The 17374-nt window shown below is 63.8% G+C and carries 16 protein-coding genes and 1 tRNA gene; 8 read left to right on the top strand and 9 right to left on the bottom strand.

The window, feature by feature from the left end; translation table 11 throughout:
- A partial coding sequence (locus tag NTW26_04420; protein ID MCX7021515.1) for a clostripain-related cysteine peptidase occupies nt 1–942 on the bottom strand: 942 nt, incomplete at its 3' end.
- Between the two features lie 146 nt (nt 943–1088).
- Here NTW26_04420 and recG point away from each other — a divergent pair.
- The 5 genes from recG (at nt 1089) to NTW26_04395 (ending at nt 7158) form a co-directional block, all read left to right on the top strand.
- Entirely contained in the window at nt 1089–3455 is a 2367-nt protein-coding gene (gene recG / locus NTW26_04415) for an ATP-dependent DNA helicase RecG (protein ID MCX7021514.1), read from the top strand.
- Between the two features lie 147 nt (nt 3456–3602).
- Nucleotides 3603–4703: a hypothetical protein gene (locus NTW26_04410; protein ID MCX7021513.1), complete on the top strand. Its 1101-nt coding sequence runs from the start codon at nt 3603–3605 to the stop codon at nt 4701–4703.
- Nucleotides 4704–4830: 127 nt separating this feature from the next.
- Nucleotides 4831–5418, top strand: coding sequence for a hypothetical protein (locus NTW26_04405; protein ID MCX7021512.1), 588 nt, complete (start codon nt 4831–4833; stop codon nt 5416–5418).
- A 2-nt stretch (nt 5419–5420) separates the two neighbouring features.
- Complete coding sequence (locus NTW26_04400) at nt 5421–5975, top strand: hypothetical protein (GenBank protein MCX7021511.1); 555 nt, start codon at nt 5421–5423, stop codon at nt 5973–5975.
- Between the two features lie 157 nt (nt 5976–6132).
- Nucleotides 6133–7158: a tRNA-dihydrouridine synthase gene (locus tag NTW26_04395; GenBank protein MCX7021510.1), complete on the top strand. Its 1026-nt coding sequence runs from the start codon at nt 6133–6135 to the stop codon at nt 7156–7158.
- 186 nt (nt 7159–7344) lie between these two features.
- Here NTW26_04395 and NTW26_04390 read toward each other — a convergent pair whose 3' ends face one another.
- The 3 genes from NTW26_04390 to NTW26_04380 form a co-directional block, all read right to left on the bottom strand.
- Nucleotides 7345–8052 (bottom strand): phosphoribosylaminoimidazolesuccinocarboxamide synthase, encoded by a 708-nt coding sequence (locus NTW26_04390; GenBank protein ID MCX7021509.1) that lies wholly within the window; start codon nt 8050–8052, stop codon nt 7345–7347.
- Nucleotides 8053–8087: 35 nt separating this feature from the next.
- On the bottom strand, nt 8088–9383 hold the full coding sequence (gene purB, locus NTW26_04385; protein MCX7021508.1) for an adenylosuccinate lyase: 1296 nt from the start codon (nt 9381–9383) through the stop codon (nt 8088–8090).
- Nucleotides 9384–9528: 145 nt separating this feature from the next.
- Nucleotides 9529–10737 (bottom strand): trypsin-like peptidase domain-containing protein, encoded by a 1209-nt coding sequence (locus tag NTW26_04380; protein MCX7021507.1) that lies wholly within the window; start codon nt 10735–10737, stop codon nt 9529–9531.
- A gap of 220 nt (nt 10738–10957) precedes the next feature.
- Between NTW26_04380 and NTW26_04375 the strand changes: the two genes are divergently transcribed.
- A complete protein-coding gene (locus NTW26_04375; protein ID MCX7021506.1) occupies nt 10958–11869 on the top strand; it encodes a hypothetical protein in 912 nt (303 codons plus the stop codon).
- Nucleotides 11870–12071: 202 nt separating this feature from the next.
- Here the strand turns inward: NTW26_04375 and NTW26_04370 are convergent.
- The 3 genes from NTW26_04370 to ispE all read right to left on the bottom strand — a co-directional run bounded on the left by NTW26_04370 (nt 12072) and on the right by ispE (nt 13481).
- Nucleotides 12072–12145, bottom strand: a tRNA-Gln gene (locus NTW26_04370).
- A gap of 97 nt (nt 12146–12242) precedes the next feature.
- Entirely contained in the window at nt 12243–12572 is a 330-nt protein-coding gene (locus NTW26_04365; protein ID MCX7021505.1) for a SpoVG family protein, read from the bottom strand.
- Nucleotides 12573–12599: 27 nt separating this feature from the next.
- Nucleotides 12600–13481 (bottom strand): 4-(cytidine 5'-diphospho)-2-C-methyl-D-erythritol kinase, encoded by an 882-nt coding sequence (gene ispE, locus NTW26_04360; protein ID MCX7021504.1) that lies wholly within the window; start codon nt 13479–13481, stop codon nt 12600–12602.
- A gap of 175 nt (nt 13482–13656) precedes the next feature.
- On the opposite strand from ispE, the gene NTW26_04355 reads away from it, so the two are divergent.
- Both NTW26_04355 and NTW26_04350 read left to right on the top strand, forming a co-directional pair.
- Nucleotides 13657–14451 carry a hypothetical protein gene (locus tag NTW26_04355; GenBank protein MCX7021503.1) on the top strand — a complete coding sequence of 265 codons (795 nt, stop codon included), beginning with the start codon at nt 13657–13659 and terminating at the stop codon, nt 14449–14451.
- A gap of 94 nt (nt 14452–14545) precedes the next feature.
- Nucleotides 14546–15334, top strand: coding sequence for a hypothetical protein (locus tag NTW26_04350; GenBank protein MCX7021502.1), 789 nt, complete (start codon nt 14546–14548; stop codon nt 15332–15334).
- Nucleotides 15335–15525: 191 nt separating this feature from the next.
- On the opposite strand, the gene NTW26_04345 is transcribed toward NTW26_04350, so the two are convergent.
- The gene (locus NTW26_04345; GenBank protein MCX7021501.1) at nt 15526–15717 is read right to left on the bottom strand and encodes a hypothetical protein; all 192 of its coding nucleotides are present in this window, start codon (nt 15715–15717) and stop codon (nt 15526–15528) included.
- The coding region (locus NTW26_04340) for a hypothetical protein (protein MCX7021500.1) at nt 15714–17374 on the bottom strand (1661 nt) is incomplete at its 5' end. The genes NTW26_04340 and NTW26_04345, both read right to left, overlap by 4 nt.

Raw genomic sequence — 17374 nt, 5'->3', positions numbered from 1 at the left:
GCCGTCTCCGGCCAGGGCTTCCACGAACTGGTACAGGTCGCGATCGCTGGCCGTGTTCCAGTAGTCGGCGGAGTCCCGGGCGGTGGTTATCCGGTCCAGGTAGGTGTAGCAGTTGTCGAAGAGCGACTGGCAGAGGTTCGTCCAATCCGTTTCCATAACGGTGGGCCAGTTCTTCACGTTTTGGGCGGCCTGGGTCACGCCGGCTCCGTAGAAGTCGAGGTAATCTTTGACGATGCGGGCGGCCAGCTCCTCCGGCATGACGTTTGTGTCTTCCTCGAAGATGTTGAACGCCTGGTAATCCCACCCGTCTCCGGGTTCATTGTCCTCGCTGGCGATGCAGATGCCCACGTCGTTCAGATACTGGTAGCCGTTCTCTACCTGCCCGCCAAGACATACGTCGAAGCCGATGACGTCTATGAATTCCCCGACGTTCTCCAGGGCCTCCTCGATCTCCCAAATTTTAAGCTCGCTGCACATCCCGCGGTCTATCCAGTCCTTGGTCTGGTCCTCCAGGAAGATGCCGCCGCCGTGGTCCCAGGCGTCGAGGAGGTAGTTGTCGGCGGGGTAGTTGTCGGTGACCCACTGGATGAAGTTCTCGAATATCTGTGGATCGTCCATGTCGGCCACGTTGCCGGTCCAGATGCCGTGCCCGGTTATCTCGGTGGAGACGATGTCCTCGTAGTCGCCCGACGTGTAGCCGCCGGGGTCGGTTGTGATGTGGAAGAGCTTGGTGTGGTCGTCCGGATCCCACCCCATCATCACGATGACGTCCACCCCGTCGGGGTAGGCGCTGTAGTTGCAGTCCTCCATCTCGTTGACGTCGTCCCAGCCGAATTCTTTGAGGCTGTTCTGGTTGTTGAGCCAGACCATGACGGTCCAGGACCCGGCAAGCGCCGCCAGGGGCAGCGTAAGGAGGATCAGGACCAGAAGCAGCTTCTTCATTGACGGGCTCCTTCGTCTGGGATAAAAGTCAAAAAGACTTACGCCGGAAAATGTACCAATCCACTCACAATCTAGCGGAAAAAATCCCCACTGTCAATTTATTCAAAACATTGTCGGTATGCGCTCGGGCTGGTAGACTAGGGAGTGTGGAGACCGGACTGGAAAGTGTTGCCCGCCGGATGGCCGGCCCCCTGGAGGCCCTCGAGCGAAGCGGATACGCCCTGGCCGACCGGATGCCGGACCTGGAGGCGCGGCTCTTGGGCTGGCTGGACGAGCTCGGATCGGACTCCGACGCCCTTGGACGTTGCCGGGAGCTCGTCAGAGGTCTGGACTCCCTGCCCACCAACCGGCGGGTGGATCGTCTGCGAAAATTCACCCGGGAATGGCGTGAATATCTCAAGCAAGAGGCGTGCCCAAGGCCGCCCGAGACCCCCCTGCCGACGGAGGGGTGGGGCCTGGACGATCTTGCCGGGCGCCCCCTGCTCTACGAGAAGGGTGTCGGTCCCTCCCGGTACGAGCGCCTGAAGAGGCTCGGCCTTTTCACCGTGGCCGATCTTTTCGCCTACGAACCCCGCGGGTACCAGGATCGGTCGCGCCTGGTCCCGCTGGACCGGCTGAGGGCGGGGGATGAGGTCTCTGTGGTCGGCGAGCTCGGGAGCGTGGAGCTCATCCGCGGTTTCAAAGGTCGAAAGCCGCGTCTGAGCGCTCTTTTGACCGGAGACGGCGGGAGCCTCGTCCTCACCTGGTTCAACGCGCTGTACCTGGCGGACAAGCTCAAGCCCGGTCGCCGCCTGGTGGCTTTCGGCAAGGTCAGTCCCCACGACGGCGGCGCTCTCATCAACCCCGATTTCGAGTTCCTGGACACGGGCGAGGACCCCCTGGCCTTCGGGCGCATCGTGCCCAACTACGGCCTGACGGAGGGGCTCGGTCAGCGCTACCTCCGCACGCTTGCCCGCCGCGTTCTCGAGCTGTATCTGCCGAAGCTGGAGGATCACCTTCCCGAAGAGGTGTCGGCGCCCTTGGGGCTACCGGGGCTGGCCGAGGCGTTCGAACGGCTCCACTACCCGACCGACCTCGACGCCCCCGAGAGAGCCCGGCGGCGCCTGGCCTTCGACGGCCTCTTTCTCTTGCAGTTGGCGGTCCTGCGCGAGCGGGTGCGCCTGGATAAAACCTCGGGCGCCGTGGTGGAAGCCGGAGGCGACCTGGTCCGCCGCGCCCTGGACCGGCTGGGCTTCGATCTCACCGGGGCGCAGAAGCGCGTCCTGGAGCGCATCCGTCACGACCTGGCCCGGTCGAGACCCATGAACCGCCTCCTCCAGGGCGACGTGGGCTCGGGGAAGACCGTCGTGGCCCTTCTGGCGATGCTCCTGGCGGTGGAAGCCGGATGGCAGGCGGCACTGATGGCGCCCACCGAGGTACTCGCCCGGCAGCATCACCGTACCTTCGGCCACGTCCTAAACCACCTGGGCGTGCCCTGCCATCTCGTCACGGGAAGCGTGAAGGATCGCACCCGGAGGTCGGCGCTCGAGGCGATTGCGGCCGGCGAGCCCGGCGTAACCATCGGCACCACCGCGCTCATCCAGGAGGGGGTCGTCTTCCCCCGGCTGGGCCTGGCCGTGGTGGACGAGCAGCACCGTTTCGGCGTGGCCCAGCGCGGCAGACTTTGCCCGCCCTCGACCAACGTCCTGGTGATGACGGCCACCCCCATCCCCCGCTCCCTGGCGCTCACCGTTTACGGCGATCTGGATTCCTCGGTCATTGACGAGCTCCCCCCCGGTCGCCGCCCCGTGGAGACTCGATGGCTCGTGGGGAAGAACGGCGGCCAGGCCTTCGATTTCATCCGGGAGGAGGCTGCCCGCGGGCGTCAGGCCTTCGTTGTCTGCCCGCTGGTGGAGGAATCCCCGGAAAAAGACCTCGCCGCCGCCACCGTACGCTTCGACGAGCTCCGGGATGGTCCCCTGGCCGGGTTGAGGCTCGGGCTGGTCCACGGTCGCCTGGATTCCTTGGAGAAGGAAAGGACGATGCGCGCCTTCCGGGCCGGAGCGTTGGACGTTCTGGTCGCAACCACAGTGGTGGAGGTGGGGATAGACGTGCCTAACGCCACGGTGATGGTGGTGGAGGAGGCCCAGCAGTTCGGCCTGTCGCAGCTACACCAGCTCCGGGGTCGGGTGGCCAGAAGCCCGTACCCCGCCCGCTGTTACCTTTTCTCGGGGAGGGGGTTGACCGACGCGGCCAAACGGCGCCTGCGGGCGATGACCGAGACCGCCGACGGCTTCCGCCTGGCCGAGCTGGACCTCGAGCTACGCGGTCCCGGAGAGCTCCTCGGGACGCGGCAGCACGGCCTGCCCGACGCGGCCCTGGCCGCGCTGATCACCGACCGGAGGATGCTCGAGGAAGCTCGGGAAGCGGCGCTCCGCCTACTCGAAGCCGATCCGGAGCTGGAGGCGCACCCCCGGCTCAAGCGGCGCCTGGAATCGGTTTACGGCTCCGGCGAACTGGGCGTCGTGGCCTAGGCGGCAGTGAATCAGCCCTTAAACAAGAACGAGGGGTTTCGCTGGGGCGTTACTCGCTTCGCTCGTTTCGCCGGGGGCGTAGCTCGGTTCGCTCGGTTAAACCCCTTGTCTCCTTTCTGGTAGAATGGCGGGAAAAGGGGGGGGCCGGTGAGGAAAGCGGTTTACATCTTTCTCGCGCTGACGGCCGCGGCCTTCGGGGCGCGCGTGACCAACGTCCGCTGCTACGCCCAGGAGGACGTGACCTTCGTCGTGTTCTACCTGGACGAGGAGTGCACGGTCCAGGTGTCCGACTCTCTGACCGCCGGTGAGGCCAGCCTGGGTCTCGTCGTGCGCGGGGCGCATCTCGACGACGGGGGTCGGCTGGGTGGTCCCGTGGGGCACGTCGCCGGGGGGCGTTTTTACCAGTCCGGCGCGGATGCCGTATTCCTGGTCTACCCCGCGGCCACAGCCGGCTCGTACAGGGCCTACATGGACCGCGATCCCCTCCGGGCCGTGCTCGAAATCTCGGCGCGGACCGCGGTGGTCGAGACGCCGGTCACCGTCGAGCCCGAAGGCCCACCGGACCTCTCGGGGCTGGACCTCGGTCCGGTGCTCCTGGTGGACGACGACGACGGCGTGAACAACGACAACCCCTACGGGGTGGACGTCCACGAGCGGTACACCGCGGCGTTGGACGCGCTCGGGGTGGACTACGACACCCACGTGGTCAGCCACAACACCAGCGGCCCCACTTACGCCGAGCTGGAACCTTACCGGCTGGTCGTCTACTTCACCGGGCTGGACGCCCTCAAGGTTTGCCTGGGCGAGAGCGACCGCCGGGCGCTGCGGCGGTACCTGGACGACGGCGGTCGGCTCCTCCTCGTGAGCCAGAACTACCTGGGGCAGGTCTCCCGGAGCGGAACGGCCTCGTCGGGTTCCCTCGAGGAGGCGTTGGGGGTCAAGGACTGGCGCGCCGACGCCAAGACACTGGTGGCCATCGCCGAGCCCGAGGGGGAGCTGAACGCCGGGCTGTCCATGGTGCTTTTCGGCGACAGGCAGATTGTGGGGAACTGGAGCGACGGCTTCACCGCCGCCCCCGGAGCGCAGGTCCTCTTCACCAACCGCAGCCGGGGCGACGTCTGCGGTGTGGCTGTCGAGAGCGGGAACCACCGCTCGGTCTTCCTCTCCTTCGCCTGGGAGAACATTTCCTCCGAGGCCGAGGGGCTGGCGCTCATGGGGCGTTGCATCCGGTGGCTCGTCGGCGGGTAGACGTATTTTTCCCCCGATGGGCGGAAGGGCAAGCGGATTAAACCCCTTGTCTCCAAGCGGAGGCGTTCCGGGCCTTTGCGCGGCTTACCAAGGGCTGGCCGATATCGGGCTGGATTTAGGAGGAGCGATGCGAGTAACCTTGGTGATCCTGGTTCTGGCCTTGGCGGTCGGGGCGACCGAGCTTCGCTGGGATGACGGCGATATGTACGGGAGTGCGACTTTGGACCCCATCGCTGCTGTGCTTTTCCTAGATGCGGTGGGGGATGATTACCCCGGAGATACGGGGGGATTACCGGGAACCGTCTCGGAGTTATTGGTGTGCTTCTATTACTGCTACGGTGAGCCTCCGCCGGAGTATTATATCTACTCGCGGGATGGGAATAACCCCGGCGAGGTCTTGGCTGGCCCTCTGGCGTATACGGAGTATGAGCTTGGGGAGAGTTGGTTTCAAATAGTGTTAGATGAGCCGGTGGATGTACCGGGGGAGTTTTTTGCCGTAGTGAAAATGAACGAGGAGCGGTCGCCTTGGCCGGATCAAATCCTTCTGGACCCGACCCATGACTACGGATTTAATCACTCGCGGGGATGTGCTTCGGAGGGGGATTGGTACGAGTTCGTGACCGACTTGGGAATCCGCGTTGAATGGGAGCCGCAGGAGCCGGGGGTTGAAGCGGTGTCATGGGGAATAATAAAGGCAAGCGGAATTAAGGAGTAGAGATGCAAACCGTTTTAGTGTTCTTGACCTTGGCGCTGGCAGTCGGTGCGACCGAGCTTTACTGGGATGACGGCGGAGGCTACGAGGAGTGGCACTACAATCTGGGCGTCCTTTTTAACGATGCTGTCCCTCAAGGTCGGCCGGGAGACACGGACGGGCAGCCGGGTGTAGTGAGCGAGTTCATCCTAGGGTGTCAGTTCTCGTCCGGCCAGCCGGAGCTTTACATCTATTCGCGAGATGATGATAGCCCCGGTGAGATTTTGAGCGGGCCGTTGGCTTATACACTCGACCATCGGGCTCCCTGGTGGCATTTTATCCTCGACGAGCCGGTGGACGTACCTGGGGAGTTCTTCGCGGTGGTGAGGCCGTTCGGGTTGGTGGGTATCAGGCTGGATACGACATTCGACTGGGAGATTAGGCATTCGTGGTACTGCGACCAGGGAGACCCACAGTGGAGTGAATACGAGACCGACCTACTAATCCGCGTCGAGTGGACTCCCCAGGAGCCGGTGGTCGAGGCGGTGTCTTGGGGAATAATAAAGGCGGAAAGCCGGTGAAGAGTTTCACCCAACAGAAGTGCCGGGGGAAAAGGCGCGGCTGACAATTCTCATTGAACAGGCAAGGGGCCCGGACCTTGCCCTCCTATCGGCAAGGGGTTTTGCCAGGGGCATAGCTCGCTTCGCTCGGTTAAACCCCTTGTCTCCACGAAGGGCCATGTCCAGACCGGACTTCGTAAAAACCTTCCGGGAGCGGATCGCCGGGGGGGTGGTCTCCGCCCCCCTGGCCGGGACCAGCGCCGTGCCGTGGTACCGCCTCCTCGCCGGGGAGGGACTCGCCGCCTTCTGGACGGAGATGACCACCGCCGACGGGCTTTTCCGGGGGGGACGCAAGACCCGGGCCATGCTGACCCCGGAGCCCGGACGGCCGTGTGATCCGCCCCGCCCCCTTTCCCGCCAGTTCCCCGACCTGGGCGTGCCGGTGGTCTGCCAGCTCTTCGGCCACAACCCGGAAGCCTTCGCCTACGCCGCCGGGTTCGTCGAGCTCTGCGGCTACGACGCCCTCGACCTGAACTTCGGCTGCCCGGCGAAGAAGGTCGTGCGGTCGGGGAACGGGGTGGCGCTCATGCGCGACCTGCCGCTGGCCGTGGAAATAGCGGCGGCGGTACTGGAATCCACGTCCCTGCCGGTCACCGCCAAGCTGCGCCTGGGCTTCACCTCGGACTCAAAGATTTTCCTGAGCCTGGCGACGGAACTCGACGGTATAGGAATCGCCGCCCTCACGCTTCACCCCCGCACCCGGGAGGATGGTTTTGCCGGCTGTGCCGACTGGACGGCCATCACCGAGCTCGTGGGGGCGGTGCGCTGCCCCGTTATCGGCAACGGCGACGTGAAGACCCCCGAAGATGCCCTGCGGATGCTGGATTCCACGGGGTGTCACGCGGTGATGGTGGGGCGGGCGCTCATCGGCGAGCCGTGGCAGGCGCGACGGATGGCGCAGGCACTGGGTGGGGAGGAAGTCCGACCCGAGGCGGACTGGTCGGGGCGGGTCGGGTGGACCCGCAGGCACGGCCGGTTGCTCTGCGATTTCTACGGCGAGAAGTCGGCGATGTTCCGGGTACGTCGCTTCGCCCTGCACTACCTCCGCGGGGTGGAGGGGGCGGGTGAGCTGCGCCGCCGGATGTCCGTGGTCGCCGGTATTGCCGAGTTCGAGCGCATGCTGGACGAGGCCCTGGCCCTCTGACGCCTGAGTTAAGCCGGTTGCCGTTGATATGAAAAAGGGACGCCGGATCGGCGCCCCTTTAAAAATAAGGGGAAAGACAAGGGGTTTTGCCTGGGGCATTACTCGGTTCGCCGGAGGCGTAGCTCGCTTCGCTCGGTTCGCTCGTTTAAACCCCTTGTTCCACCCCTTGTCTCATTTATCGTCGGCTTACGAGGTTATCCTCCGGTGCAGCTCGGCGTAGTACTCCTCCACCTGTCCCAGGTCATGGCGGAAGCGATCCTTGTCCATCTTCTCATTGGTCTTGGCGTCCCAAAGGCGGCAGGAGTCGGGGCTTATCTCGTCCCCTAAGAGTATCTCGCCTTCGGAGTCGTAGCCGAACTCCAGCTTGAAGTCTATCAGCTTGATACCCCGCTGGGCGAGAAAGGGGGTGAGCACCTCGTTGACCCTGAACGCCGTTTTTCCGATTTTCGCCAGATCCTCCTTGGAGCAGATTTCGAGAGCGTGGACGTGGCTTTCGCACAGAATCGGATCGCCCAGGGAGTCATCCTTGTAGTAGTACTCGAGGATGGTGCTCGACAGGGCCGTGCCCTCGGGAATGCCCATCCGTTTCGCGAGTGAGCCGGCGGTCACGTTGCGCACCACGATCTCCAGGGGAATCATGCGGAGTGTCTTGACTCGCATCTCGCGGTCCGACGGGCGGTCGAGATAGTGGGTGGCCACCCCGGCCTCTTCCAGGAGCTTGAAGAACACCTCGGTGATGGCGTTGTTGAAGAACCCCTTGTCCTTGATGGTGCCCTTCTTCTTGCCGTCGAAGGCGGTGGCCGAGTCCTTGTAGTAGAGGCGCACGACGTTGGGATCGTCGGTGGCGTAGGTTATCTTGGCCTTGCCCTCGTAAAGAACGCGCTCTTCGGCCATGGTGGTCCCCTTCTCGGAATAAGAAAACGGGCTAGTCAGTTCCCTATTATACCCAGACGGCGGTAAGTCACGTCAATGAATCTCGGTTTTTGTCCGAAGCAGCGTTCGACGGTCTCCCGGTCGAGGTGCAGGGCGACCATGGGGTCCTTTTCGATGGCGGTCCTGAAATCGCCCTTCCCCTCCCAGGCGGCCAGGGCGTGTCCCTGGACCAGCTCGTAGGCCGCCTTGCGTTCGAGACCGGCCCGGATGAGCTCGACCAGGAGGCCGGAGCTGGCCGTGAGGCCCCCGGTGAGGGCCAGGTTCTCCGCCATGCGTTTTTCGTCCACCACCAGTCCCCGCACGACGAAGACCATCTTGCGCAGCATGTACACCGCCAGGTGGAAGCCGTCGGGGATTATCACCCGTTCCACGGAGGAGTGGCTGATGTCTCGCTCGTGCCAGAGGGCGACGTTCTCGAGGGCGGCGTGGGCGTTGGAACGCAAGAGGCGCGCCATGCCGGCGACGCGCTCGGTGATGATGGGGTTCCTCTTATGGGGCATGGCCGAGGAGCCCTTCTGCCCTTTGGTGAAGGGCTCGAAGGCCTCGGCGACCTCGGTTCTCTGGAGGTGGCGGATTTCGAGGGCCAGGCGCTCCAGGTCCGCCCCCAGAATCGCCAGGGCGCAAAGGTAGGCCGCGTGGCGGTCCCGCTGTAGAATCTGGGTGGAGATCGGCGCCGGTTTGAGGCCCAGCTTGGCGCACGTGCGCTCCTCGATTTCCGGCGAGAGCGAGGTGTAGGTGCCGACCGCCCCGGATATCTGGCCGACGCGCAGTCCCTCGGCCGTCGCGGATAGCCGCTCGTGGTCCCTCTTGAACTGGGCGTAGGAGACGGCTAGCTTGAGGCCGAAGGTGGTCGGCTCGGCGTGGACGCCGTGGCTGCGACCGATGCAGACGGTGTCCTTGTATTTCAGGGCCTGTTCCCGTAGGGCCGAGAGAAGGTTTTCCAAGTCGTCCAGGAGCACCCGGTTAGCGCGGTTTATCTGGAGGGCGAGGGCGGTGTCCAGCACGTCGGATGAGGTCATCCCCAGATGCAGGTGCCGGGCCTCGGGGCCGACGGTTTCCTCGAGGTGCTCCAGGAAGGCGATGACGTCGTGGCGGGTGATTTCCTCTATCTCTTCGATCCGCTTCGGGTCTATCCGGGCCCTCTCCCGGCATACGCGGACGGCCTCCGCCGGGACGAGCCCCAGCTCGGCCATGGCCTCCGCCGCCGCCAGCTCGACTTCCAGCCAGATGTTGAACCGGCCCTCGTCGGAGAAGATGGCGCGGATTTCGGAAATTTCGTACCGGTGGATCATGGGCGGTCTTTTAAATGACTCACCCCAATCCTACCACATAAGAAGGTGAGGGCCAAGGAGAAGTAGACTGTCCAAACGGTGTAAAAAAAGGCGGGATGCTCCACCCGCCTTTTCACGCCGAATCCCGGTTTCTTTAAAAAAAACGTCAACTCTCCTTGTCCTGTTCGGCGATGACCAGGGCCACGCGGTACGGCTTACCTTCGCGCTGGACGACCAGGACCAAGTCGTCCCCCGGGACGCTCCGCTGGAACTGCTCGTTGAAACCGTCCACCCCGGTGATCGGCTCTGAATTGTACGAGATGACGATGTCGCCGGGCTCCAGGCCCGCCTCCGCCGCCGGGGAGCCCTTGTCCACCTGGGTGACGAGGGCGCCTTCGGTGGAGCGGAGCCCCATCGCCTGGGCGATGCTGGGGGTCACGTCCTGGAGGTAGAAGCCGATGTAGGACCGGCGGACGCCGCCGTAGCGGATTATCTCCTGGGCCACATCCCGGGCGCTGTTGATGGGGATGGCGAAGCCGATGCCCTGGTTGCCCACCGAGGTGGACAGAATCGAGGAGTTGATGCCGATCACCTCGCCGAGGGAGTTGACCAGGGCGCCGCCGGAGTTGCCCGGGTTGATGGCGGCGTCGGTCTGGATCAGCCCATCGAAGACCCGCACCTCGCCCGTGGCGAGCTGGTAGCGCATTGTGCGGTTCGTGGCGCTGACCACGCCCACGGTTACCGTCGGTTGGGGGTCCTTCACGATGAAGCCGAAGGGGTTGCCGATGGCGATGGCCCACTGGCCGACCTCCAGGTGATCCGAATCGCCCAGGATGGAGACCGGCAGGTTTTCGCCGCCGGTGATGCGGACCACGGCGGTGTCGGTGTAGGGGTCGCGACCCACGACCTCGCCGGGGAAGCTCCGCCCGTCGGAGAGGGTGATCTCGATCTCGTCGGCGGAGTGGACCACGTGCTCCGCGGTGAGGACGTAGCCTTCGGGTGAGATGATGAAGCCGGAGCCCATGCCGGGGATTTCACGCTCCCGGTAGGTGGGCCCCTCGGACCGGGAGGGTCCGAAACTGCGCCCGAAGAATTCCTCGAAGAAGGGATCGTTGAAGAAAGGGTCGCTCCCCGGGTCGTACACGCGTTCGGTGATGCGGGTGATGGTCGAGATGGTGACGACGGAAGGGGCGGCGATCCGGGTGGCCTCGATGATGGCGTTGCCGCGTTCATCGGTGATGCGCGCGTCGTTGGACTCGACCGTCGCGGAATCGGTTTCGCTCACCGTGAGCTCGACCGACGAGGTCTCTTCCCCGGCGCATCCGGGCTGCGCGAGAAAAATAGTGAGAAGGGGTAAAAAGGGCATGTGCCGCATGGATGCGCCTCCCCCGCGGGCCTTGACGCAAGTCCCGCGGTACCGTGTTGAATGCATCTCTTATGTTCCGATTATACGATACACCGCATCGCTTTGTTCCGCGTCCCATGCGTCGGGATAGGTTAAGTTCCCTTTTCTTTACAACTTGCCTTACACGGTCATCTGGAGTAATATATACAGGTATCGAAAAACCGGGTAAAGTGAAAAGGCCGGTGCGGTGATGGCGAGTCGGAGTCAGAGAATACTGCTGTGGTCCATCCTGGGAGTCGTCGGTGTCGGCTTTTTTCTGCTGGTCGTCTTCGGCGAGATTTTTCAGTGTCAGCGCACTGCCCCACCCCCGCACCTCCAGCCACCCCAGGTCGGCGATGCGGTTCAGCTCAAGCCCGGCATCTCTTCCCTCCTCAAGACCTCCACTGGCGAGATAGAGCTGCCGCCGGGCAGCCTTCTCGAGGTGACGGGGGTGCGTGAGGGCGTGGCCGAGGTTAAGCTCGTATCCGATGGGACCGCGGGCGAGCTGGCGTGGAACGACGGGTCCCGCGGATTCTTGGAACGGGCTGCCGGCGGGCTGGTCGAGCTCTACGCGAAAGATACCTGGACCGCCCTGGAGGCCCTCGAGCTCGCCGACCCGCTGGGGCGCGGCTGGTCCCACGACGCAATAGCCTACGCCGCCGCCTCCGGCGATCAGCCAGCGGGGGGCGGGAGCCGGGAGTGGGTGGTCGCCTTCTACTCCAACGGGCTGAAGCGGATTCTCTCCGTTGCGCTCACCGCGGGGGCCCAACCGGCGGTACAGGAGGATTCCCCCCCGGACTCACCCGCCGGCGATTTCACGAGCTGGCCCCTGGGTTCGGCGAGACTTGCTCTGGGCCGTCCCGCCGTGGATTCCCCCGCCGCCCTGGAGGCCGCGACGGCCTCCGACGACCGTCGTGAGACGGAAAAGAGCCGGTGGGAGCTTTTCCGCATTTACCTCGTTCACCAGGGCGACCCGGAGAATCTCGGCGACCCCTGGCTCAACAACGTCACGTATCGGGTTTTTCAGAGGCTTGCCGTGCGGATGAATCCCGACGACGAGGCCGCTTTCACCGAGTTCGTGGTGGACGCGCAGACCGGCGTTGTCCTGACCCGTCTCCCCTGAGCCCTATCTTCGGCTCGGGTTCCGGGCTGCATTGGAAACAAGGGGTTTAAACCCCTTGTCTCGCGGGATTGATAACGGTTAATCGGGGTCGGCAACCCTGTTTTTTTACACCTTGTCGCGGTCCTTCACCCTGGGGTGGGCGCGTAAAAAAAGCCGTCCGGTACGGCTTTTTCTATCCAGTCGAGGGGATTATCAAATCACCTGGCTGGGGCGGTAGGATTCGAACCTACGATGACGGCTCCAAAGGCCGTTGACTTACCGCTTGTCGACGCCCCAGGGCTCTTCCGGCTCACCCCTTACCCGACGACCGGGTATGGGGCTGGTGCGTCGGACGGCTGCCGTTGAACGTACGTTCCGTGCGTGAACGCTGAGGTTATGCTTCGCCCTCTTCGAACTCCTCGGGGGCGTCCTCGGTTCCTCCGGCTTTGGGGGAGCCGTCGTAGAGGCCCGCCCGCATGAGCTCGTCGTACTTCGACAGCACCGCTTCCTCTATCTTGGACCGCGTCTCGGCGTTCAGCGGGTGGCAGACGTCGCGGCGCGTGCCGTCGCGGCGCTTTTTGTTCGGCATGGCCACCCACAGACGGTCGTTGCCGTCAATGACGCGCAGGTCTTTGATGATGAAACAGTTGTCGAATACGATGGAGGCGTAAGCCTTCAGCTTTTCCTCATCGCGCAGGCTGACCCTCACCTCGGTGATTTCCACAATTGCCTCCTCATGGATGACAAAGCTTCAGGCTTTTTTATTCTCGACCATCGAGACGCCTTTGTCAATAACTTCCGTTGGAATCGAGGCTATTCCTCTCGATTCCAGCTCGTTGGCGAGCTGAAAAGCCCCCTTTTCACCACTGGCGACGCCGAAGCAACAGGCCCCGGAGCCGGACAGGCTGACCGGTTTCAGGCCGCTGGCGCGCAGCGCGTCCAAGGTGCGGCCGATTTCGTGGAAGAAGCGGACAATTTTGGTGGCAAATGCGTTGGGCAGTTCCGGCGGAGCCTCTCCACCCGAGAGCCAGCCCTCGATCTCCTCCCGGGGGAGATTGCCGAAATCCTCCGCCGTGAGTTGTTTGTAGGCCCAGGCCGTAGAAACCGCGGCATTGGGGAAGGCCAGTACTATGTAAACTTTCCTTTGCGCGAGCCTGGTGAGCCGCTCGCCGCGCCCCTCGGCCAACGCGATTCCGCCCTCCAGAAAGAACGGCACGTCGGACCCCAGCCCGGCGGCCAGCCCCTGTAGCTGTTCCAGGTCGAGGGGGTCGCCCTGGAGCCGATTCAGGGCCACCAGGGTGCCCGCGGCGTCGCTGGATCCGCCACCCAGCCCGCTCCCGAGGGGGATGTGCTTGGAAATCTCGATCCGCGCGGCCGGCGGGGTTCCGGTGGCCGCGGCGAAGGCCTCGGCGGCCCGCCACACTAAATTGCGCCGGTCCGTCGGGATGCCCGGCTGGCCGTGCACCGTGAGCGAAAGACGCTCCGCCCTGTGCACGGTCAGGTTGTCCCCCAGGGAGATGGCCGCCAGAATTGTTTCCACGTCGTGGTAGCCGTCGTCGCGCCGCCCGAGAACGGCGAGGCCGAGGTTGACCTTGGCGGGGCATCTGACCTGTAAAGACCGGTTATCGTCCATCTGTTGGGATTTTGCCTGGCATGGCGGGTTTAGTCAAGCCGCACATTCTATTGACGCACGGGAATTCCGGTGCTATATTTAGACTGGCTTGGAGGAATTAACCGGGTTCCCCGACGCGCCCCGGCACTTTTAGGGTGGAAATTGTCTGCCGGAGGCTACGGGAAAGGGGCGATTCATGAAACGAATGCTTCTCGCGTTGCTCTTCCTCGGTTTCACCGCCGCGGGGGCGACGGACCTCCTGCTCGTGGACGACAACGCGATTGATCAAGGCGGCCCGGACTACTACAATAATTTCCCGAACCTCGACAAGGTCGAGGAGAAGTTGGACGAGCTGGGTATCGCTTACACCCATGAGCACGACAACCGCTGGCGGTATCCTGACATCACCGAGAATCCGGACTACCTGGACGACTACCGGATCATCATCTTCTACAACGACCAGCGCGTCATCACCCAAAAGGAGTACGATACACTGCTGGAATGGGTGTCGAACGGGAACTACCTCATTATCACCGGCTACGACTCCCTGGGGAACCCGAACGACCCCCTCATGGCCCAACTTGTGGGCTCTTCAACCTATGGCGACTACCCCTTCTGCGACTCCTTCGCAGTCGGTGATTCGGACAACTTCATCATGGACGGCCCGTGGGGGTACTTCTCCGGCGGCTATCCCGTCATCCCCGACGGCACGGACCACGACTGGGCCCAGCCGGCGCCCGGCACACAGAAAATCGCCACCGCGTACACCGGCCACGTCATGGGGCCGGCGAAAATCCTCCTCACCGAGGACGTGGGCGACGGGGGGATCATCATCTACTGGAACGGCAACTGGGATTCCATCGAGTGGTGGCGCATGTCGCAGACTCCGGCTACGGTCAACATGTTCCGGAACATGATGGATTACCTCGTCGAACTGGTGCCCGTCCAGGAGATGAGCTGGGGCGGGATAAAGGGGATGTTCACGCCGTGACCCCGGTTAGTATATAATTCCTCTGGTGCGAAGGTTTTTCCCGTGTGTGTGCTTCGTAAACTAAAAAGTTACCCCTGATTCGGGGAGATGAGAGATGAAACTTACCGCTATCACTCTTTGCTTTGCGATGGTTTTCGGGGCGTCGGGTTACAATTTGCTGCTCCTGGACGACTCCTCCCCCGATTACGGCATGCCCGGCGACTACAACAATCTGGACAGCGTGGAGAATATCCTCACCGATATGGGAATCAGTTTCGACCATTGGCACAATAACTGGATTATGAATAAATCGTCGGATTTGAACTTCCTCTTGAACTACGACATCATCCTCTGGTACAACGACAACCGGGCCATATCCCAGAGCGAGTACGGCACCATGCGTGAGTGGGTCGGCGAGGGAAACTGCCTGGTGGTGACCGGTGAGGATTCTCTGGGCAGCCCCAACGACCCATTGATGGCCGAGCTGGTTGGCTCCACAACCTACGGTGACTACCCCTTCTGCGAACGGTTTACCATCACCAAGCCGGATAACTGGATCGCCGACGGTGAGGCCGGTTATTATGACGGAACCTATGATATAATAACCTATGCCTCCGACTACGACATGGCCGAACCGAGACTGCCCGGGACATACGCGGTGGCCGTCACCCTCGTCAACGGCATCAATGTGGGACCGGCGAAAATCCTCGTCACGGAGATGGTTCCGCCCCGAGGCGGCATCGTGGTCTACTGGAACGGAAACCGGGACGCCGCGGAATGGTGGCGTATGTCACAAACGCCCGTTACGGTAAACATGTTCAAGAACATGATGTTCTACTTCACCCAGATCTCGTCGGTGGATGAGGTAAGCTGGGGCGGCATAAAGGGCGTCTTCGCGCCCTGATCCACCGGTTTTGATTGAATGAGGGGAGGCTCTGGGGCCTCCCTTTTAAATATGAAGAAATGGCACCCGGGAGGTCTTTAGGAAAAGGGAGAGCCGATGGCCTCCCTTTTTTTAGGGAGAGGAAAAAGCACCTTGAGGTTATAAAAAGGGGAGGCCGCGGGGCCTCCTTTTTCAAGTGGTTCGGCGCGTCTTTAAAATCCGCGATGGAGACCCAGCCCCCGAGCGTACTCCCGGACATCCTCCAACTCGGCGGGGGTCGGCCGCCGGTTCAGGCCCCCGTGCTCCCCCGCCGTCCGGTCCACTCCGCAGGCCCTGGGGCAGAGGGCGCAGCTCCGGTAAATCTCGTCGAGGCGCCGGAGCGCCGCGTCGTCTCGCCCGGTCATCGGTTCAGGGCGGCCAGACCGCGGCGGGCGTATTCCAGTAGCACCGACCCGGGGTACTCGTTGATCAACCTCGTCAGGTCGCCCGTCGCGCCCTCGGCATCCCGCAGAAAATCGGCGTCGAGCCAGGCCGCCAGGGCCAGCGCCCGGTCGCCCGTTCCCACGGTGCCGGCGGCGATGACGTCCTCTAAAACGGCGCGGGCCGAGGCGTAATCCCCCTTCCCGGCGAGGAGGTCGGCCAGTTGGACGGCTGCCTCGTCGCCCAGCGGCCCGCCGGGGGTCTGGGCCTTGCGGAGGTACTGCTCCTCCCCGGACGAGTCACCCCGGACGCCGGCCAGGTAGGCCTTCACCAGGTCGGCGAACGCCCCCTTTTCATCGGGATTTTCGGCGTAGCCCGAGGCGAGAACCAGGCGTAAGAGGTCCGTGGCCCGCGGGTCGTCCCCGTTCCGCGCGATGTATCGCCGGACCCAATCCACGGTCGGCGCCGGATCGAGGGACGGGTCTTCTTCAAGTCCCTCGACCAGGTGGTTGAGCTGCAGGAGGGTCAACTGGTAGTGGAGCTCCGGGTCGGTCGGCTCGACGAGGTTGTCGGGCGTCCGCCCGGTGAGGTTCCAGGCCCGTTCCGGCTCGCCCCGGAGCATGGCGGCCTCGATACGGGCGGCGAGGAGCTGTTCCTCGTCGGGACCGTAACCGTGGCCCCCGGTCAGTTCCTCCAACAGGGCTTCCGCCTCGGCGGGCCTGCCGCCGCGCAGGAGGAAGAGGGCCGTCCGCCACTTCAGTTCACGGTCGGCCGGGTTCAGGGCGAGGATTTTATCCGGCTCGATGCCGCGGGCGCTCAGGTTGGATGTGCAGGCGAATGACAGGCCGGCGGACGCGAGCGCCACCCGGGCGTCGGCGGTCAGACCATCCAGGAAGGCCAGACTCAGGGCGGCGTCGAGCGCGAGCTCGGGAAGCCCGGCCCATCCCAGGGCGTTCACCACCTCGATGGGGAGGATACCACCCGCTCCGATCAACTGTGGGAGGGCGTCGGTGTGCAGGGCGAAGAAGGCCGTCAGGCTGCGGATCTCGTCCTCGACGATCCGGCAGGCCCGATCGTCCAACACCGGCGTCGGTTTTTCTTCCGCCCAGGGGTGGGGCAGAGGGTCGGGACCGTCATTCACGGTGGCGAGCGCCCAGGGCGAGAGGGCGAGATTCAGGCGGATGCGGCCGAAAATAGGCTCTTCACGGTTTTCGATAACCTCCAGGGCGGTGAGCGACATCTCCTCCGTCGCGCCGAAACCCTCGAAGAACTCGACGCTCCAAGAGTCGGGGCCTTCCGATGAGACGGTCTCGGCGCAGGTCTCGGCGGCATCCCGGTAGCGCCCGAGGGTGTAGAGAAGCCGGGCGATGTCCCGGGCGTAATCCACCAAGGCGCCGACGGGCGGGTTTTCCAGCAGACCCAGCGCGTCTTCGTTGAGACCGTGGTCGGAGAAAATCCGCGCCACCGTCCGCACGTCACCCGGCCGCAGGTTCGCCCGGTCCAGCTTGGCCAGCCAGCTCGAACGTGCCTCATCCACGCGGCCCAGGGCGTAGAGGCATTCCCCCCGCTCGACGTACACCCGGTCGTCCCGGGAGCCGTCCTGTCCCTCCCAAAGCCCGAGGGCCTCTCCGGCGCGGCCGA

Source organism: bacterium (assembly GCA_026398675.1).
Classification (GTDB): Bacteria; RBG-13-66-14; RBG-13-66-14; order RBG-13-66-14; family RBG-13-66-14; genus RBG-13-66-14.
The sequence above is the reverse complement of the archived record's forward strand: the minus strand, read 5'-3'. Positions and strand labels throughout refer to the sequence as shown.